This window comes from Vibrio sp. D417a, from assembly GCF_030248595.1.
GTDB lineage: Bacteria > Pseudomonadota > Gammaproteobacteria > Enterobacterales > Vibrionaceae > Vibrio > Vibrio alginolyticus.
Map to the genome: position 1 here is coordinate 144644 of NZ_JAHGAM010000017.1, position 20043 is coordinate 164686.

The following is a 20043-nucleotide window of genomic DNA, read 5'->3' on the forward strand; positions in this document are numbered from 1 at the left end:
CTTATCTGTGGTCTACACGGCGCACCACTGCGTCGCCGATAGACTGAATAATCTGTACTAGAACAATCAACATCACGACAGTCACGGCCATGATAGTTACATCGTAGCGGTGGAAACCGTAACGAATGGCTACGTCACCTAGGCCGCCGCCGCCTACCGTACCCGCCATAGCTGAGTAGCTAACGAGAGTGACCAAGGTAATCGTTACTGAGTTAACAATAGTCGGCATTGCTTCAGGTAGTAGAACTTTTGTGATGATCTGTGTTGGTGTCGCCCCCATTGACTGCGCTGCTTCCACCAAGCCTGTCGGTACTTCTAATAAAGCACCTTCAATAAGACGAGCGACAAAAGGAATGGCGCCAATAGTCAGTGGGACGATTGCTGCGGTTGTACCGATAAAGGTTCCAACTAGCATTTTTGTCACTGGAATAATCGCAACCATCAGTACGAGGAATGGCACAGAACGACCAATGTTAACGATAGCGCCTAAGCCGCTATTTAGTTTGGTGTTTTCAAGTAGGCCGCCTTTCTTAGTAATATGGAGGATTACGCCTAATGGAATACCCACAGCAAAGCCGACTAATCCGGCAACCGCAACCATGTAAAGCGTTTCCCACGTTGCACCTAAAAGTAGTTTGCTGTTTAAGCTCAGCCATTCAGAAATCGTATTAAAGGACATAACCAAGTACCTCTACTTTTACGTTGTGCTTACGCAGGTATTCAAGAGCTGCGTTGTCATCTTCTTCGTTACCAAATAGCTCTGCGACCATCATGCCGAATTTCACGCCACCAGCGTAATCAAGGTCGGAACTCAAAATACTCACATCAATATTGTATTTACGAGAAATTTGCGACATTAACGGTGCATCGACGGTTGCGCCAGTAAACTCTAAGCGAACCAACGGGTAGCTGCCATCAACACGCTCTGCTTGCAGACGAGCTTGGTAATCTTCAGGAATGGAAAGATCCAGCGTTGAGCGAATGAATTGGTGCGCTAGCTCTGTCTTAGGGTGCGCAAAAATATCGCCAACGGTGCCTTTTTCCACCAGCTCACCACCACCGATGATTGCTACTTCGTGACAGATACTTTTTACGACTTCCATTTCGTGAGTGATAAGTAAAATCGTGATGTTGAGTTTGCGGTTGATCTCTTTCAATAACTCAAGGATAGATTGAGTTGTTGCCGGGTCGAGCGCACTAGTGGCCTCATCACAAAGCAGCACGCTAGGATCGGATGCCAATGCACGAGCAATTGCCACACGCTGTTTTTGTCCGCCACTTAAGTTAGATGGGTAGCTCTCGTGTTTGTCGGCTAAGCCCACAAGCTTTAGCAACTCAGTTACTTTTGTTGTGATTTGCGATTTGTCTTTACCTGCCAGTTCTAGTGGCAGTGCTACATTATCAAACACAGTACGAGACGAAAGCAGGTTAAAGTGCTGGAAGATCATGCCAATGTTACGGCGTGTTTCGACTAGTTGTTTTTTGCTGAGTTTGGTTAGATCCACACCATCAACGATGATGGAACCAGAGGTCGGCGCTTCTAACATGTTGACACAGCGGATCAGCGTACTTTTACCAGCACCTGATGAACCGATAACACCAAAGATGGTGCCTTTGTCGATGTGTAAGTTAATGTCTTTCAGGGCAAGGATTTCCTTACTGCCTTGGTAGAACACTTTATTGACGTTTTTTATTTCTATCATGTTTCAACCTGCCCAAAGATACGGGGAACTTCGCTGTCAAAAACGGCCTTTGACAGAACTTAATGTTGAGCTTTATCTCAATTTTCAGTTGATGCTATGGGTTAAGCAGAATGAAGTCAATAGATATTTTTACGTCTAGACGTCTAAATGTATGGATGTTCTGTTTTGAAACGAAGATGTATAGATAACAAGCAGGAGGTAGACGGCGGGGCACCCTCAGATTTACCGATTCTTGCCCAACAAATCAACCGTTTTGTCGAGGCCTAGAATGAATTAGATAGTGTTGAAGTTTATAAGGTATGTAATAATCTGATTAAACCGAGTTAATAGAGAAATACGTTTTGGCAAAACCTGCTGTTTTTATCGATCGTGATGGCGTGATAAACGTTGACCACGGCTACGTTCATGACGAACATGATTTTGAGTACATTGATGGTGTATTTGAAGCGACGAAAGCGCTAAAAGATAAAGGCTACCTTCTAGTGTTAGTGACGAATCAATCGGGCATCGCACGCGGTAAATTCAGTGAAGACCGTTTCTTGTCTCTGACTCAATGGATGGATTGGAACTTTGCTGATAATGGTGTTGAGTTCGATGGTATCTATTACTGTCCACATCATCCAGAACATGGCATTGGCGAGTACAAGCAAGATTGTGCGTGCCGTAAGCCAAAACCAGGCATGTTCATTTCTGCGCGTGACTTCTTGAAGATCGACATGGAGAAATCTGTGATGATCGGCGATAAAGCTGAAGACATGATGGCAGCAGAAGCGGCAGGCGTTGGCACTAAGATTTTGGTTCGCACTGGTAAGCCAGTAACGGAACAGGGCGAAGCCATTGCAACGGTAGTATTAGATAGCATTGCAGATGTGCCTGCGTACTTAAACAAGTAATCTTCATTACTGACTGAGATAAGGGAAGCCACTGCTTCCCTTTTGTTTGATTCCTTCTTTTAGTCTGAACACTTATGAGCAAAAAACTCACCATTCTTGATATCGCAAAATTGGCAGGCGTGGGCAAATCGACAGTAAGCCGTGTGCTTACTAACGATCCAAAAGTGAAACCCCAAACGCGAGAGAAGGTTGAGCAAATTATTCGTGAATCTGGTTATGTGCCGTCCAAATCTGCGCAATCAATGCGTGGCGGCAGCCAAAAAGTTATTGGGGTTATCATCTCCCGTTTAGATTCACCATCAGAAAATCGCGCCGTTGGTACCATGCTCAATGCTTTGTATTCCGCTGGTTATGATGCGGTGATCATGGAAAGCCAATTCGATCGCGATAAAACCAATGAGCATTTGGATGTGCTTAAACGTCGCAACGTCGATGGGGTGATCGTGTTTGGTTTTACTGGATGTGATGAGCGAGCATTGGCGGAGTGGGGTAATCGTATCGTCGTGATCGCGATGGACACGCAAATGGTTTCTTCGATCAACTACGACAACCAAGGTGTGATAGACATGGCTTTGTCTCATCTTGAGCAGCAATCTTTATCTCGCATTGCTTATATTGGTGTTGACCCTGAAGACAAAACCACTGGCTTAGCTCGTCTAAATGCTTATAAAGCTTGGTGTCAACGCAAACAAATTACACCTTGTTTCCAGACGGGTAAGTTGAGCCATGAAAGTGCTTATCAGTTGGTAGACAAAGTCCTTCAATCTGACACTCAGGCCATCGTGTGCGCCAGTGACACCATCGCGTTGGGCGTGATTAAGCGTCTTCAAGAGTTAGGACGTGAAGACGTGGTTGTGACAGGTGTTGGAGGTAATGAATTGCTCTCTTTCCTTTTCCCTAAAGTATTTAGTGTCGACCCAGGTTATACCCTTGCAGGTGAGAAGTCCGCTAACATGCTGATCAATCAATTAAATGGCGATGAGGAAGTGGTTCACTTTACTCAACAGCCTATCGTTTATTGACCCACACTAAAACGATCTGCTCTAAAATTATACTGTGATCACTCTCAATTAATGGGACTGTTCCCATTTTGTTTTTTGTCTTCGAATGGCAATATTAAAATTAAGAAATGGGAATGTTCCCATTTATAAAAACAAAATGATGAATCGAATGTATCCAATACAGGGTGGACAAAGTTATGAGTAAGATTGCGCGTAAAGACGTGGAGCGTCTTATTGAGCTGGTCGGGGGGCCGGACAATATTGCCAGTGTAAGTCACTGTTTAACTCGCTTGCGTTTTGTTCTAAATGATACGGACAAAGCAGATACGAAACAGTTAGAAGCATTACCGATGGTGAAGGGCTGTTTTACCAACGCAGGCCAGTTCCAAGTGGTTATCGGTACTGAAGTGGATGAAGTTTACAAGGTACTGATCGGACTGACGGGTAAAAGTGAAGCCAGCAAAGACGAAGCGAAGAACGCTGCTCGTCAAAACATGAATATCGTTGAGCGTGGTATTTCCCACCTTGCAGAAATCTTTGTACCACTGCTACCAGCGATCATCACTGGTGGTCTGATCCTTGGTTTCCGTAATGTGATTGGCGACATCAAGATGTTTGATGGTCAAACGCTAACGGAAATCAGCCAGTTTTGGGCAACGGTACACTCTTTCTTATGGCTGATTGGTGAGGCGATCTTCTTCTTCCTACCGGTTGGCGTGTGTTGGTCGACAGTGAAAAAGCTCGGCGGTACTCCGATTCTGGGTATCACGCTTGGTGTGACATTGGTTTCGCCGCAGTTGATGAACGCCTACCTGATTGGTAAGCAAGTACCTGAAGTGTGGGACTTTGGCTTATTCGCCATCGAGAAAGTGGGCTATCAGGCGCAAGTGATTCCAGCAATGCTTGCTGGTATGGCTCTGGCGTTTATTGAAACCAACTTAAAACGCATCATTCCGTCTTACCTTTACCTAGTGGTCGTGCCGTTTGTCTCAATCATTGTGTCTGTGATTCTTGCGCACTCTATCATTGGTCCATTCGGTCGTATGTTGGGTGACGGCGTTGCTTTCGCAGCAAAAGCAGCCATGACGGGTGACTTCGCAATGATTGGCTCAACCATCTTCGGCTTCCTATACGCGCCATTGGTCATTACTGGTATTCACCACACTACCAACGCGGTAGACCTTCAACTGATGCAAGAGCTAGGCGGTACGCCAATTTGGCCTCTGATTGCACTTTCAAACATTGCTCAAGCGTCTGCGGTCGTCGGCATCATTATCATCAGTAAAAAACACGGCGAGCGTGATATCTCAGTGCCTGCGGCTATCTCTGCTTACCTTGGCGTGACTGAACCGGCGATGTACGGCATCAACTTGAAATACAAGTTCCCAATGCTGAGCGCGATGATCGGTAGTGCGTGTGCTGCTGCTATTTGCGGTAGTGCGGGCGTAATGGCGAACGGTATCGGTGTGGGCGGTTTGCCGGGCATCTTGTCTATCCAACCGCAGTTCTGGGGCATTTTTGCTTTGGCTATGTTAGTCGCAATGCTGGTACCTGCTGCATTAACGTTAATTCTTTATAAGCGTGCACAAGCCAAAGGTGAGCTTGAGCCTGCAAACGCGTAATTCTATTTGAGGCAGTGACTTGGCTGCCTCCTCCTATTTTTCTTTTCAAATTTTAAGTTTCCGATTACTGGTAAGTGAGTGTTAGAAATGGCTATGACCAAGCATGATGAGAGCTGGTGGAAAACCGCAACCATCTATCAAATTTACCCAAAAAGCTTTTGTGACAGTGGCAGTAAAGGCACGGGCGACATCAAAGGGATCATTTCTAAGCTGGATTATCTTAAGCATCTTGGTGTGGATGCGATTTGGCTGACGCCGGTTTACCAATCACCAATGATCGACAACGGTTATGACATATCCGATTACTACTCGATCAACCCTGAGTTCGGCACTATGGAAGATTTCGATACTTTGCTAGCAGAAGCGCATCAGTTGGGTATTCGTATCATCATGGACATTGTAGTGAACCACACGTCGACAGAACACAAGTGGTTCCAATCCGCACTGGGTGATAAAAACAGCCCATACCGTGATTACTACATCTGGAAAGATCCGGTAGATGGTGCTGAACCAAACAACTGGCAATCAAAGTTTGGTGGCAACGCTTGGGCGCTGGATGAAAAAACAGGCCAGTACTATTTGCACCTTTTTGCTAAAGAGCAAGCGGACTTAAACTGGGAAAACCCAGTAGTGCGTGAAGAAGTGAAAGAAGTCATCAGCTTCTGGGCAGACAAAGGTGTCGATGGTTTCCGTCTCGACGTTATCAACCTGATTTCCAAGCAGCAAGATTTTCCAAGTGACGATATTGGTGATGGTCGTCGTTTCTACACGGATGGTCCACGTGTGCACGAATACCTTCAAGAGATTAGCGAATCTGTGTTTCAAAAATACGGCAGCGTGACGGTGGGTGAAATGTCTTCCACTACGCTAGAGCACTGCCAGCAATATTCTTCGCTAGACGGCAAAGAGCTATCCATGGTGTTCAACTTCCATCATCTGAAAGTCGATTATCCAAATGGTGAAAAATGGACCAAAGCGCCGTTTGATTTCATTCAGTTAAAACAGATCTTCAATCATTGGCAAACGGGCTTAAATGGCAAAGGGTGGGGGGCGCTGTTCTGGTGTAACCACGACCAGCCACGCGTTGTGAGCCGATTAGGTAACGACGAGCAATACCGTGTTGAATCTGCCAAGATGCTTGCGGCATCAGTGCACATGATGCAAGGCACACCTTATGTTTACCAGGGGGAAGAGATCGGCATGACCAACCCGGGTTATACCGAAATCAGCCAATATCGTGATGTTGAAAGTACTAACATGTACGACATCATGGTCAACCGTGATGGTGTATCTCATGACGATATGATGGCGATCTTGGCACAGAAGTCGCGTGATAACTCACGTACACCAATGCAATGGAACAGTGCAAAACACGCGGGCTTTACTGAGGGCACGCCGTGGCTTGAAGTGGCGCAGAATTACTCTGAAATCAATGCTGAAGCTGCGGTTGCCGATTTGAACTCGGTGTTCTACTTTTACAAGCGTCTGATTGAACTGCGTAAACAGGTTCCAGTCATCACCGATGGCCGTTACGAGGACCTGCTGCCAGAGCACAAACGTATTTTCGCTTACGCTCGTCAGAACGATAAGCAAACGCTGCTGTGTATCAATAACTACTACGCTGAAGAGGTGGAATGCGTTCTGCCAGAATGTTTTGATATGAGTAAGGCGAAAAACTTGCTATCTAACTATCAAAACTCAGCGAGCGCAGTCGCGTCAAACCATCAAGTGTTACGACCTTACGAAACTCGTATTTTATTGATAGAAGAATAAACTCGGGTGTCATCACCCCTAAGATTGATGTTCGAGATGAAGGCTTTGGTGTGCTCCCCAAAGCCTTCTTTTATTGAGATATCTATAAAAAATGCGAGCTTATTTTGTTTCAATCGCTGTTAGCTGCACTTTCTCTTCGTTGATTTGTACTTGTTGTACTTTCAGCAGTTCAATTTGTTCTATCAGACCTAAGCTCGGATTAAACCAACGTTCTGCCGAAGTGGCGAACTCCATTGAGTCCATATCATCACAGTTTAGGTTGTAGATGTTCTCTTCCATCAGGTATGCCGCTTCAATTTTCTTGCCTGAGATCGAGAACGCTTTACGCATACCAGTCTCTCGGATTTGCTGTTGCCAAACCACTTGGCAAGATGCTGTCATAGGAAGGTTTTGTACCCACTCATGATCTTCAAAACGGTCTAGAAGGTTGTGAACTGCGTAGCCTGTAAGAGTGGTTTGCAGAGACATAGTTTCTTCACCGATGTCAATATTCGGGCTTTTCTCTTTTACGTCGTCACCGTTTAGGCGGAAAATCGGACTGCTGTGCATAAGCATGGCAATAAACTGATGACCAATGAAATAAGCGTCAGTGATTTCATGAAGTGCACCATCTGATCCTGCAAAGTAAAGCGTATTGCTCTCTTCGTCGTCGTTGTACTGCTCGTCTGAATAGTAGAACTGTTCGGCGCCGTAGTTCACCAAGTCATTAACCAATTGGACCATTGCCTCGCTGTTTGGGATTTGTGCCAATGCTGCCAATATTTGCTCGCTATCCATCGCTTGGAAGCTCAGTTTCATGTCGCCCTCTGGTTGGCCATCCAAGCTAAACGAATAGCTCAATTGTGTGTTTGGTACAGGAGCGAAGATTGAGTTGTGAATCGAGACGTCGAAACTTTCTTGAGGCATTTTGTTTGGATTCGCACTGCCAGAAGACGAACCTCCGCCACAGCCGTAAAGAGCCAGAGTTGCTGCTGCGATAAGCGTCATTTTGTTTAGCATGGTTTACATTCCTGATTGATAAGGCCGTTTCATGTTGGGCCGTTGCTTGAATGCGAGCATGCTAAGTTCAGTGAGAGAAAAAGGGCAAAAAACAAAAGCTAACAGGGGTTAATGAAAGCTTAATTTTATATTTATGTCTTTGTTTTGTTTGGAGTTATTTCGTTGGCTACGTTAGTGCAATACTCGTTAATGAGCGCTTTCCATCGGCTTATGATTTCTTGATCGGTCACACTAACATGCAACGTTTTCCACGGTTGGAGGCAAGTCTCTTTTGATTCAGATTGAGAAAGACGCTCAAACAAGGTTTCGGAAGGTAAAACGCGCAGCAGCGCCACCAGTGATTCCATGTAGTTGAGACGGAACTGTTCAAGTTTGTTCTGCTTATAAGCAATGTGAGACACAAAGGTATAAATCAGTGCGTTTTGGATACGTGAGTCGCCATCTGGTGTCGTTAACAGAGCTTTTGCCCTGTCTAAGTTACCTAATTTGAAATGCAATAGACCTAACCAGAGGCTCAGCTCATCTGGCAAAACATCAAACGACGATTGTACTTGAGTTAAATACGCTTCCAGCTTTTGATGTTCGTGCTCGTATAAGGCGAGATGTCTTGCCGTTGTTATAGCCGCAAACTCATCAGATTGTCGGAGAGGTTGGCTAGAAAAGGCATTCTCGAATAACATTTTTTTGTGAATATCCGAAAGCTGCCACGTACTTGCCGAAGGTGCAGGCAGATTGAAGTATTGCGCGACATCCGAGTGCATTTGGAAAATATCCGATTGTAAGTCAGATAAACGCAGTGTGTACTCATTGCGAAACGCTAGCTTGCCCGTCGCAGGATAAATAAGGTTCATCTGCGCTTTCAAGATGCCCTGTTTTGTGCCGTCTTTTAACTCGATATTGAGCTCGTAGTCGCTGGTCTGCATGTTTCGTGCGCCAGGGAAATATGGCGCATGACCGATAGGATCAAGAAAGTAACTGGGAGCATCTTGGTTGGCGATGTCGGTGTATGGATATTCGACCTGTTGTTGCAGCAAGATGGCTTTGACCAGTATGCGGTATTTTCGCGCCTGAGAGCCGATTGAATCGACACGGTTGAGTAGTAGCTCGACTTTGGGAATCAGTAGTTGATGACGTGTTTGTTGTGTTGAGATTTCTTGGCGTTGCCATAACAAGCTTGCGAGCGTCACGCTACAAACTGCAAGTATGGCACACAAGCTATAAGCAAAAATCAGCTTGAAGTTCTTATTCCTCGCAACCTGAGTTGGGATAACGCGTCGATGGCTTTTCGCTGGTGGCACCAAACGAATATTGGCAGGGTTAAGAAAGTAGCCTTTGCGGGGGTAAGTGACTAAAAGCTTAGCGGCATCGTATTCGGGTAAGTACTGCTGTAGCAGGGCACGTAAGGTGCTAATGCGGTTCGTGAGCACATTCTTAGAGATGAACTTGCTCTGCCAAATGGTTTCAATAATGGTGTCAGCAGAGAGTGGGTGGCCAACGCTTGTTAACAGCAGTTCTAATAATTCAATGGTGCGAGGTTCAAGATCAATCGCGATAACATCTTGATGAAGGGTCTGTGTCTTCGGGTTATAGATCAGCTCTCCAATCGCAATATAACTGTGAGTCTGTTTAGCTTGTTGCAGAAAGTCGCGCATACCGTACCGATCTATTTGGAAATCGCGAAGTATTATATAGCGATTGGAGCGCGAAATCTTATAAATCGCGCTTCAATCATTATCAAAAATTTATGAACCGTAGGTCACGGAATAGCGGTGCGGTTTGTGGTTCATCGCTAACACGAGATTGAGTGCAAACGCCCCCAAAATTGAAAGGCCAATCACTTCTGGTGTGACAAAGAAGAATGAAGCAAACAGGATACATGCATCGATTGCCATTTGGCTTTTGCCAACTGAAATGCCAAATTTGTCTTGGATAAACAAACACAGCACGTTAAAGCCACCCAAGCTGGAGCGATGTCGGAATAGGATCAGCATACCGAGCCCCATTAAAAGCCCGCCTGCGACGGCGCAATAAACTTCATTTACCGATTCGAGCGAGATTAGCAAATAAAGATGATCGGCAAAGATAGAAACCAACGCGCCAGAAATGGCACTATTAATGGCGAAATGACGGCCGAAGCGTTTCCATGCTAGTAAGTAAAAAGGACTGTTTGCTAAAAAGTACAGCACACCAAAGGTAAAAGGTGTAAATTGGCTAATAAGCAGAGCCAATCCAGTCGTGCCTCCCGTTAGAAGGCTCGCGGATTGGAGAAAGAAAACGCCTTGAGCTACTAAAAAGGTACCCGTGAGAATCGCTATCCAGTCTTCTTTTAATGAGTGTTTTTCCATCAATATTGCAGTCATTAGTGATAAATAAGGCGTGCATAGTAGTAAAAAGATGATCTTTTCGGTAGCTAGAGGGTAAAATTTACGGTAAACCTATGTAATTGCTGTTTTACAGGGTGTAAAGCACAAATTTGACAGGCAATAGATTGTCGTTATGCGATTGCAATGCTGGCATGATAAACATTGCTTGTCATCATGAAAAAACTGCATGAGAAAAATTGTAAATTTCTCTTTATGACCTAAATCAAATTATGTAGAATGCGCGCCATTAGGGTGACGAAAACGTTTGCGTCGGGTCATTCAACAGTTTTTTTGCAACTTTCAGTACTAATCTGAGTCAGGAGATACAGATGCTTAAGCGTGATATGAACATCGCAGATTACGATGCGGAACTGTTCGCAGCTATCCAGGAAGAAACTCTTCGCCAGGAAGAACACATTGAACTTATCGCTTCTGAAAACTACACAAGCCCACGTGTAATGGAAGCGCAAGGTTCTCAGCTAACGAACAAATACGCTGAAGGCTACCCAGGTAAGCGTTACTACGGCGGTTGTGAGTACGTAGATAAAGCTGAAGCACTAGCAATTGAGCGTGCATGCCAACTATTTGGTTGTGAGTACGCTAACGTACAGCCTCACTCAGGTTCTCAAGCAAACAGCGCAGTTTACATGGCGCTTCTTAACCCTGGCGATACAGTTTTAGGCATGAGCCTAGCGCACGGTGGTCACCTAACTCACGGTTCACCAGTAAACTTCTCTGGTAAGCACTACAACGTTATCCCTTACGGTATCGATGAAGCTGGTCAAATCAACTACGACGAGATGGAACAGCTAGCACTTGAACACAAACCTAAGATGATCATCGGTGGTTTCTCTGCTTACTCGCAAATCGTTGATTGGAAACGCATGCGTGAAATCGCTGACAAAGCAGGTGCTTACTTATTTGTTGATATGGCGCACGTAGCTGGTCTTATCGCCGCCGGTGAATACCCAACACCAGTACCGCATGCTCACGTGGTAACAACAACGACGCACAAAACACTAGCAGGTCCTCGCGGTGGTCTTATCTTGTCAAATGCTGGCGAAGATATGTACAAGAAACTGAACTCAGCAGTGTTCCCTGGTGGTCAAGGTGGCCCTCTAATGCACGTTATCGCTGGTAAAGCAGTAGCGTTCAAAGAAGCGATGGAGCCAGAGTTCAAAGCTTATCAAGCTCGCGTAGTGAAAAACGCAAAAGCAATGGTTGGTCAGTTCCAAGAGCGTGGCTACAAAATCGTATCTAATGGTACAGAAAACCACTTGTTCCTTGTTGACCTAATCGACAAAGATATCACTGGTAAAGACGCAGACGCGGCACTAGGTGCAGCAAACATCACTGTAAACAAGAACTCAGTACCAAATGACCCACGCAGCCCATTCGTAACGTCTGGTATCCGTGTAGGTACGCCAGCGATCACTCGCCGTGGCTTCACTGAAGAAGATGCAAAAGAGCTAGCAAACTGGATGTGTGACGTTCTAGATAACATCGGCAACGAAGAAGTTATCGAAGCGACAAAACAGAAAGTGCTAGAAATTTGTAAGCGTCTACCGGTTTACGCCTAACTGCTTTTCATAGAGTGAGTCGATTTCGGTGTCGAACATACTCATTTGCTCGCGCAAACTCCGTGTGTTCTTCTAGAACTCGACTCATCTATTTTGAAAGTTCACCCAATTTAAAGGTCCTCATTTGAGGGCCTTTTTGTTTTTCTAGCGTATGGTAGTATCAGCTCAGAGTACTTTGAAAGCAGATTCCTGATATCGCTTAGGCTCTTCGGAATGACGAGCTTTGGTTTCAGAGAGGCAAGTTGTTATATGTGGACGCTTGAGAGTATTTGAGTGGAAAACGAAAGTGATGATTAGACTCTGAAGATACTTTGAATTTACTCAAGAGCCCAACGTCGTCATTCCCTACAAGCGAGGAACGAGCGGGATAGGGAATCTATTGTTGTCACTGTTGTTTAGAGTGCACTGAAACGAGATTCCTGATATCGCCTAGGCTTTTCGGAATTACGAGCTTTGGTTTCTGATGTGGACGCTTGGGAGTATTTGAGTGGAAAACGAAAGAGGTTATTAGGCTTTGAATATACTTTTGATTTGCTCAGGAGCCCAACGTCGTCATTCCCTACAAGCGAGGGACGAGCGGGATAGGGAATCTCTTTTTTCACTGTTGTTTAGAGTGCGCTGAAATGAGATTCCTGATATCGCTTAGGTTCTCTGAATGACGCGCTTTTGATTTGGGGAGATAGGCTCGTTATCAGAGCGACAGTAGTTTAGATTCAGCAGAGACAAAAAAGGTTGGCACTGAGCCAACCTTTCTTTTCAAAACAAGCGAGTGCTTATTTAATCTCAATACCTTGAGCCTGCATATCGGCATGGTAAGAAGAGCGAACAAATGGACCACACGCTGCGTGGGTGAAGCCAAGTTCTAGTGCGATCTCTTTTAGCTCGTCAAACTCTGAAGGTGGAACGTAACGTTCTACTGGCAAGTGGTGACGGCTTGGCGCTAAATACTGGCCTAGAGTCAGCATCGTTACGCCGTGTGCGCGTAGATCTTTCAGTACTTCGATGATTTCTTCTTTGGTTTCACCAAGACCCATCATCAAACCAGACTTGGTCGGTACATCTGGATGCTGCTCTTTGAACTTCTTAAGGAGCTCAAGTGACCATTTGTAGTTCGCACCTGGGCGAGCTTTACGGTAAAGACGTGGCGCGGTTTCTAAGTTGTGGTTGAAGACATCTGGCGGATTGTCTTTCATTAGATCAAGCGCTACATCCATGCGACCACGGAAGTCAGGAACCAGTGTTTCAATCTTAATATGCGGGTTTAACGCACGGATCTCGCGGTTACAATCGGCAAAGTGTTGTGCACCGCCGTCACGCAGATCGTCACGGTCAACAGAAGTGATTACTACGTATTTCAGCTTCATATCGGCAATGGTTTTCGCCAGTTTTTGAGGCTCTTCTGCTTCCGGTGGTAATGGGCGGCCATGAGCAACGTCACAGAAAGGACAACGACGAGTACAAATAGCACCTAAGATCATGAAGGTTGCTGTACCGTGGTTAAAACATTCCGCTAGGTTCGGGCAAGATGCTTCTTCACATACGGAGTGAAGTTTATTCTTACGCATCGCCGCTTTGATGTCTTGAATTCGTTGGCTGTCGGCTGGTAGCTTGATCTTCATCCAATCAGGCTTACGTAGCACTTCTTTCTGCTCTGTAGGCATGTTCTTTACGGGAATCAATGCCATTTTATCGGCGTCACGATATTTAACGCCTTTTTCCATCTGGATTGGTTTGCTCATGCTTTATTACCTTGAGAAGGTGCTTCTGTGCTGAATTCTACTTGCTCATAATCGAGCAAAGTAACGAGTTCTTCTATTAATTGTTTTTCTACGGCTTCTACATTGTCTGGGCCGCCAAATTGGCTGACCTGAACCATTTCCATACCTTCATAACCACAAGGGTTAATACGCAGAAACGGTGTTAAATCCATATTTACGTTCAAGGCTAAACCATGAAACGAGCATCCTTTACGAATGCGTAAACCGAGAGAGCATATTTTCTTACCGGCAACGTAGACACCTGGTGCGTCAGGTCGCGCGGCTGAGTCAATATTGTATGCTTTTAGCGTGTTGATCACGAGGTTCTCGATTGTGGTAACGAGATCTCGTACACCTAATTTTTTGCGGCGTAGGTTGATCAAGAAGTAGGCGACCAACTGACCAGGGCCATGATACGTAACCTGGCCTCCGCGATCACTTTGTACAACAGGAATATCGCCAGTGTTAATCAAGTGCTCAGCTTTACCTGCCTGTCCTTGCGTAAATACTGGGTTATGTTCTACCAACCAGACTTCATCACGGGTTTCTTCTGTGCGTTGGTCGGTGAACTCATGCATCGCCTTCCATACAGGCTCATAGTCTTGGCGGCCAAGTCGTTTTACAACAAGTTGGTGTTGCATGGGAATTCCTGTTGCTAATATATAAAGTTTTTGGATTATAAACCGGATAACCCTGATGCTCTACCGCTGCGTAACAGATTTTTAACTGAAAGCGATGTAAAGCCTCGTTATCTCTTTGATAAATAAAAAGAAAGCAGCCAAGGCTGCTTTCAAAAAAAATTTAATATATCAAAAAATTATAGAACCATGCGTACGATGTCAATTTCACCTAACTCTTTGTACAGTGTCTCAACCTGCTCGATAGAGGTTGCAGTAATGTTGATTGACACAGAGTGGTAGTTGCCCTTAGCACTTGGTTTAACGGTCGGGCTGTAGTCACCTGGAGCATGGCGCTGAATAACTTCAAGAACAAGCTCTGGAAGTTCAGGCTTTGCATGACCCATTACCTTGTAAGTAAATGAACAAGGGAACTCAAGCAGGTCTTTTAATTTTGCATCAGAGTTGATGGTTAGCATATCGATAACTCCAGTAGATATTCGTTGCGGTGCGAAATAGTACAGTCAAATTAGGGGGAACTCAAGACGAGGAGCTCAAACTTAAAAAGCCGCCCATTCAGGCGGCTTTGCGAATAAGTTTGCTACTCTAACGTTCTTTTTAGAAGAAGCTCTTGAATAACAATACGATGTAATCCCACATGCGGCTAAATAGACTACCTTGCTCTACGGTTTCTAGTGCCATTAGTGGGTACTCGGCAATATCTTCACCATCGATCTGATAGTATAGCTTACCAACTACATCACCTTTATTAATTGGGGCTTCTAGCTCTTTTTCAAGGACGAAGCTTGCTTTTAAGTTTTTCGCTTCACCACGCGGTAGTGTTACGTAAGTATCTTGGTCAAGACCCAGTGCTACGGTGTCTTTGTTACCCATCCACACTTTTTCTTCTACGAACGTTTCACCTGCTTTGTGCGGTGCCACTGTTTCGAAGAAACGGAAGCCGTAGCTTAGCAGCTTTTTGCTTTCTGACTTACGAGCATTGGCATCTTTAGTACCCATAACGACCGCAACCAAGCGCATTTGACCTTCAGTTGCTGAACTTACTAGGCTGTAACCCGCATTACTTGTGTGACCCGTTTTGATGCCGTCAACGTTCATGCTCTTATCCCAAAGTAGACCGTTACGGTTGTATTGGGTGATGCCGTTGTAAGTAAATTTCTTCTCTGAGTATACTCGGTACTCATTTGGTACGTCACGGATAAGTGCTTTACCTAGCAGTGCCATGTCGTATGGTGTTGAGTACAATTCTGCGTTATCTAAGCCATGAACGTTGGCAAAGTGCGAGTTAGTCATACCCAATGTGTTGGCCCAAGCGTTCATTAGGTCAACAAACGCATCTTCTGAACCTGCAATATGTTCTGCCATCGCAACACAGGCATCGTTACCTGACTGGACGATGATACCTCGGTTCAGGTCACGTACTTTAACTGTTGTGCCTACTTCAATGAACATCTTTGATGAATCAGGGAAGTTTTTCGCCCACGCATTTTTACTGATGGTGACATCATCATCTTCTGAGATATTACCACGCGCTAGCTCTTGGCCGATTACATAGCTGGTCATCATCTTAGTCAGACTAGCTGGAGACAATTTTGTGTTCATCTCTTTCTCTGCCAGTACTTTACCTGAATGGTAATCCATCAGCACGTAGCCCTTCGCCGCGATTTGAGGGGCATCTGGAACAACGATAGGTGATGCAAGAGCAGATTGAGCGAAAGTTGCAGAAAGGGCAACCGAAGAAACGAGAATAGATTTCACAAACTTATTTTTATTCATGGTAATTCAAATTTTTGGGTTAACTGCAGACATCTTATCAGAATCCCTAGTTATGTAAGAGGGGGATCAAAGAGAAATTCATGACACGAGGTCATTTGGCAGTGTTGTGTTTTTTAATAAATGCAGACGAATAGCCGAGCAACTTTACTTTATCTAATGTGGCTTGCGTCAGGGAATAGTCAGTAAATGGCCCTAACAACAAGCGATAAGACTCTTTCGCACTCTCTAGGAAAGTTTCTGTATCCAACTTTTGACCAAGCTCGGTACCTAAAGTTCGCGCGCGTTCTTCATTTTTTGATGATGCCACTTGAATAACGTACCTAGGGTGCGCTTCTAATGACTTTTTGTCCGTGGGCTGATTGATACTGATCACTTCAATTTCCACGTTCGCGGTGCCTGTTTTTATGACATCTAACTTGTGCGCGGCGGCATAGCTTAAATCAATGATACGACCATCGTGAAAAGGACCTCGGTCATTAACTCGTACTACGGTGGTTTTGCCGTTGTCAGTATTGGTAACTTTTACGTAACTTGGTAACGGTAGCGTTTTATGCGCTGCCGTCATTGAGTACATGTCATAGATTTCGCCATTAGAAGTCAAATGACCTTGGAATTTTTTCCCATACCAAGATGCGCGGCCTTTTTCTTTAAAGCCTTTCGCATTGCGAACTATTTTGTAGTCTTTGCCACGCAAGTGGTAATCTTTGTTCCCACCTAGGCTGTACGGTTCATATTTAGGATGCGCATCCTCGATGTGTTCGACTGAAAGCGGTGTATCCGGTGCAACATCGGATTCGAGTTCGTAACGGCCTTCTTGTTCTTTTTGGCTAGTTGATGAACAGCCTGCCAAAATAAGAGCAGAGAAAACCAAGGAATATAAAGCGCGTTTTTGCATGTCTAGGTCGCCTTAGAGAATGCTTTTCGGTGCGTATGAATCGACATCAGAATACCAAAACCAGCCATCAAGGTTACCATTGATGTGCCGCCATAACTGATGAGTGGCAACGGTACACCTACTACAGGTAGGATGCCACTTACCATGCCAATATTTACAAAAATATACACGAAGAAGCTGAGTACAATACTGCCTGCCATCATTCGTCCAAATGCGGTTTGCGCTTGGCTGGCGAGATATAAACCTCGTCCAATAATAAATAGATAGATGGCTAAAAGGCAAAGGAAGCCAATCATACCCCATTCTTCAGCAATTACTGCAAAGATAAAGTCAGTGTGTCGTTCAGGAAGAAATTCTAGTTGTGACTGCGTACCTTGCAACCAACCTTTGCCGGAAATACCGCCGGAGCCAATCGCAATTTTACTCTGAATAATGTGGTAGCCCGCTCCTAGCGGATCAGACTCCGGGTTAAATAGAGTACGAACTCGCACTTTTTGATACTCTCGCATCAAGAAAAACCACAGAATTGGAATGAAACCACCTAATGCAATCGCAGCACCAGCAATTATTTTCCAGCTAATGCCGGCGAGGAAGATAACAAAAATACCGGAAGCCGCGATCAGGATTGAGGTACCTAAGTCAGGCTGTTTTGCAATGAGAATGGTTGGTAAGCAGACCATAATCAGTGCAACAATGAGTGTTCTTAGCGTTGGTGGGAGGGGCTGTCTACCAACATAGCGAGCTACCATTAATGGCACCGCGAGCTTCAATAGCTCTGACGGTTGAAAGCGCACAAAACCGAGGTTAAGCCAACGCTGCGCGCCTTTCGATGCTTCACCGAAAAACAGCACGCCGAAAAGCAGTATAACGCCACCAACGAACATCAAAGGTGCCAAGCTTTCGTAAGTTCGTGGAGAAAGCTGTGCAAGGACGAGCATCACAACGAGTGAAAGCACCATTCGCATGGCTTGGCGATCCATCATCAGTAAACTTTGGCCACTGGCGCTGTACATGATCACCAGGCCAAACCCCATCAGGGCCAGTATGCCAAGTAGGAGTGGTAAGTCGATATGGAAGCGTTCAAACAGGGCGCGATTTTTACCTGTAGAGGGATCCATCTTCATTACTGTTTTACCTCTTTCTTCGCATTGTTTTCAGGCTCAATTTCTTCTGGACCAAGAACGACTCGGTCAAAAATTTTCCTTACTACTGGGGCACCGTTACTAGAACCACCACCGGCATTTTCTAGTACTACAGTGACGACCACTTTAGGATCATCAAATGGTGCAAAGCCAGTAAATAACGCATGGTCACGTAAGTGCTCGGCGATCTCATCGGCGTTGTACTCTTCGTTTTCACCCAGACCGAAGACCTGTGCAGTACCTGATTTACCCGCTGTTTCATAATTCATTTTGTAGAATGAGCGACGAGCTGTTCCGCGCGTGCCATGGTTTACCCGACGCATGCCTTCTTTCGCCATATCCCAGTACTTTTTAGGCACATTCTTGATTGGTGGGTAAGTCACGTATTCTGTCGTTTGCTGCTCTTCGAAGTCGTTACCATTTTCTATCGTCGCTTTGAGCAAGTGAGGTGCGATCACTTCTCCCTCGTTTACTAATACGGAGGTTGCTTTGGCGATTTGCATTGGTGTTGCTGTCCAATATCCTTGGCCGATACCTACAGGGATCGTATCACCTTTATACCATGGGGTTTTATGGCGAGACATTTTCCAGTCACGAGTCGGCATATTCGCCTTACTTTCTTCGTAGATATCAATGCCAGTGTAATCACCAAAACCGAACATCATCATCCAATTCGAAATACGGTCAATACCCATGTCATAAGCGATTTGATAGTAGAAGGTATCAACAGACTCTTCGATCGACTTAATGATATCGACGCGCCCGTGCCCCCAACGCAACCAGTCACGAAACGGGCGTGTGTTGGAGTTTGGTATGCGCCAATAACCAGGGTCATTTCGTGTGGTGTTAGGTGTGACGACACCTTCTTGCAGCGCGGCTACCGCCATAAATGGTTTGATGGTAGACGCAGGAGGGTAAATGCCAAGTGTAGTGCGGTTGACCAAAGGACGGTTTTTATCGTTCAAAAGGGCGCGATAGTCTTTACCTGAGATTCCGTGCACGAACGAGTTAGGATCGTAGCTAGGGCTCGAAACCATAGCCAGTACGCCGTTGTCTCTAGGATCGATTACTACAGCACTGCCTCGGCGGCCGTCCAATAATTGGTGTACGTACAACTGCAAGTTGATATCAAGGTTTAAAACGATGTCTTTTCCGGGTACAGGTGGAACGTACTTTAAGGTACGAATTACTCGGCCGCGGCTGTTTACCTCGACTTCTTGATATCCGGCTGTACCGTGTAAGAGGTCTTCGTAGTATTTTTCAATACCCAGCTTACCAATGTCGCGAGTGGCTTGATAGTTTGCGTCTTTTTCTTCTCGGATCAGGCGCTGCATGTCGCGATCATTGATTCGAGAAACGTAACCAATCACGTGGGTTAAGACTTCGCTGAAAGGGTAGTAGCGCTTTAAGGTCGCACTTATTTCCACACCTGGAAAGCGGTACTGATTGACGGAGAATACCGCTACTTGTTTTTCGTTCAGTTGGGTCAGCAGTGGGACCGATTTAAATCGACGAGTCCGTTTACGCTCGTGGTGGAAACGTTCAATCTGGTCTGGTGTAATTTCCAGAATAGTTTGTAATTCTTGGATGGTTGCATCAATGTCTTTAATTTTTTCTGGGGTCAGTTCTAAGTTAAAGACGGGACGGTTCTCTGCCAGTAAAACGCCATTTCGGTCATAAATTAGACCTCGGTTAGGCGCGATAGGCACCACTTTGATGCGGTTATCGTTCGAGCGGGTTTGATAGTCTTGAAACTGGTTCACCTGAATGTTGTACATGTTGGCAACCAGAGCTCCCATCAAGACAACAATGCCGATAAAAGCAACAATAGCGCGGCTGGCAAACAGACGCGCTTCGGCTTGATAATCTCGGATTTGACTGCGTCGTTTACGAATCATTAA

Annotated in this window: 17 protein-coding genes; 5 read left to right on the top strand and 12 right to left on the bottom strand. The window is 45.3% G+C overall.

The window, feature by feature from the left end; all coding sequences use genetic code 11:
• Position 1: 1 nt before the first annotated feature.
• Positions 2-679, bottom strand: coding sequence for a methionine ABC transporter permease (locus tag KI742_RS17010; RefSeq protein ID WP_005383604.1), 678 nt, complete (start codon positions 677-679; stop codon positions 2-4).
• Positions 669-1703 carry a methionine ABC transporter ATP-binding protein MetN gene (gene metN / locus KI742_RS17015; RefSeq protein ID WP_005381962.1) on the bottom strand — a complete coding sequence of 345 codons (1035 nt, stop codon included), beginning with the start codon at positions 1701-1703 and terminating at the stop codon, positions 669-671. The genes KI742_RS17010 and metN overlap by 11 nt, the downstream gene beginning before the upstream one ends.
• Positions 1704-2044: 341 nt before the next feature.
• On the opposite strand from metN, the gene gmhB reads away from it, so the two are divergent.
• From gmhB to treC, 4 genes are all read left to right on the top strand, one after another.
• Positions 2045-2596, top strand: coding sequence for a D-glycero-beta-D-manno-heptose 1,7-bisphosphate 7-phosphatase (gene gmhB / locus KI742_RS17020; RefSeq protein WP_005383603.1), 552 nt, complete (start codon positions 2045-2047; stop codon positions 2594-2596).
• 74 nt (positions 2597-2670) lie between these two features.
• Entirely contained in the window at positions 2671-3618 is a 948-nt protein-coding gene (treR, locus tag KI742_RS17025; protein ID WP_033905853.1) for a trehalose operon repressor TreR, read from the top strand.
• 176 nt (positions 3619-3794) lie between these two features.
• Positions 3795-5219 carry a PTS trehalose transporter subunit IIBC gene (treB, locus tag KI742_RS17030; RefSeq protein ID WP_005381959.1) on the top strand — a complete coding sequence of 475 codons (1425 nt, stop codon included), beginning with the start codon at positions 3795-3797 and terminating at the stop codon, positions 5217-5219.
• An 87-nt stretch (positions 5220-5306) separates the two neighbouring features.
• On the top strand, positions 5307-6992 hold the full coding sequence (gene treC / locus KI742_RS17035; protein WP_115385788.1) for an alpha,alpha-phosphotrehalase: 1686 nt from the start codon (positions 5307-5309) through the stop codon (positions 6990-6992).
• Positions 6993-7091: 99 nt separating this feature from the next.
• On the opposite strand, the gene KI742_RS17040 is transcribed toward treC, so the two are convergent.
• The 3 genes from KI742_RS17040 to KI742_RS17050 all read right to left on the bottom strand — a co-directional run bounded on the left by KI742_RS17040 (position 7092) and on the right by KI742_RS17050 (position 10336).
• On the bottom strand, positions 7092-7991 hold the full coding sequence (locus KI742_RS17040) for a hypothetical protein (protein ID WP_064369036.1): 900 nt from the start codon (positions 7989-7991) through the stop codon (positions 7092-7094).
• Positions 7992-8122: 131 nt separating this feature from the next.
• Positions 8123-9643, bottom strand: coding sequence for a winged helix-turn-helix domain-containing protein (locus tag KI742_RS17045; protein WP_017821759.1), 1521 nt, complete (start codon positions 9641-9643; stop codon positions 8123-8125).
• A 90-nt stretch (positions 9644-9733) separates the two neighbouring features.
• Positions 9734-10336 carry a YitT family protein gene (locus KI742_RS17050; RefSeq protein WP_025768905.1) on the bottom strand — a complete coding sequence of 201 codons (603 nt, stop codon included), beginning with the start codon at positions 10334-10336 and terminating at the stop codon, positions 9734-9736.
• Positions 10337-10683: 347 nt separating this feature from the next.
• Here KI742_RS17050 and glyA point away from each other — a divergent pair, with 347 nt between their 5' ends.
• Entirely contained in the window at positions 10684-11934 is a 1251-nt protein-coding gene (glyA, locus tag KI742_RS17055) for a serine hydroxymethyltransferase (RefSeq protein ID WP_005381985.1), read from the top strand.
• A 773-nt stretch (positions 11935-12707) separates the two neighbouring features.
• Here glyA and lipA read toward each other — a convergent pair.
• From lipA to mrdA, 7 genes are all read right to left on the bottom strand, one after another.
• Positions 12708-13673 carry a lipoyl synthase gene (lipA, locus tag KI742_RS17060; protein ID WP_046874298.1) on the bottom strand — a complete coding sequence of 322 codons (966 nt, stop codon included), beginning with the start codon at positions 13671-13673 and terminating at the stop codon, positions 12708-12710.
• Complete coding sequence (gene lipB, locus KI742_RS17065; RefSeq protein WP_005384137.1) at positions 13670-14332, bottom strand: lipoyl(octanoyl) transferase LipB; 663 nt, start codon at positions 14330-14332, stop codon at positions 13670-13672. The genes lipA and lipB overlap by 4 nt, the downstream gene beginning before the upstream one ends.
• 176 nt (positions 14333-14508) lie before the next feature.
• A complete protein-coding gene (gene ybeD, locus KI742_RS17070; RefSeq protein WP_005384135.1) occupies positions 14509-14787 on the bottom strand; it encodes a DUF493 family protein YbeD in 279 nt (92 codons plus the stop codon).
• Between the two features lie 139 nt (positions 14788-14926).
• Complete coding sequence (locus KI742_RS17075) at positions 14927-16105, bottom strand: serine hydrolase (protein WP_005384132.1); 1179 nt, start codon at positions 16103-16105, stop codon at positions 14927-14929.
• A gap of 91 nt (positions 16106-16196) precedes the next feature.
• Entirely contained in the window at positions 16197-17000 is an 804-nt protein-coding gene (locus KI742_RS17080) for a septal ring lytic transglycosylase RlpA family protein (protein WP_005384131.1), read from the bottom strand.
• 2 nt (positions 17001-17002) lie between these two features.
• The gene (gene rodA / locus KI742_RS17085; protein WP_005384128.1) at positions 17003-18124 is read right to left on the bottom strand and encodes a rod shape-determining protein RodA; all 1122 of its coding nucleotides are present in this window, start codon (positions 18122-18124) and stop codon (positions 17003-17005) included.
• Positions 18124-20040, bottom strand: a complete 1917-nt coding sequence (gene mrdA / locus KI742_RS17090) for a penicillin-binding protein 2 (RefSeq protein WP_005384126.1) — start codon at positions 20038-20040, stop codon at positions 18124-18126. The genes rodA and mrdA overlap by 1 nt, the downstream gene beginning before the upstream one ends.
• Positions 20041-20043: the final 3 nt, after the last annotated feature.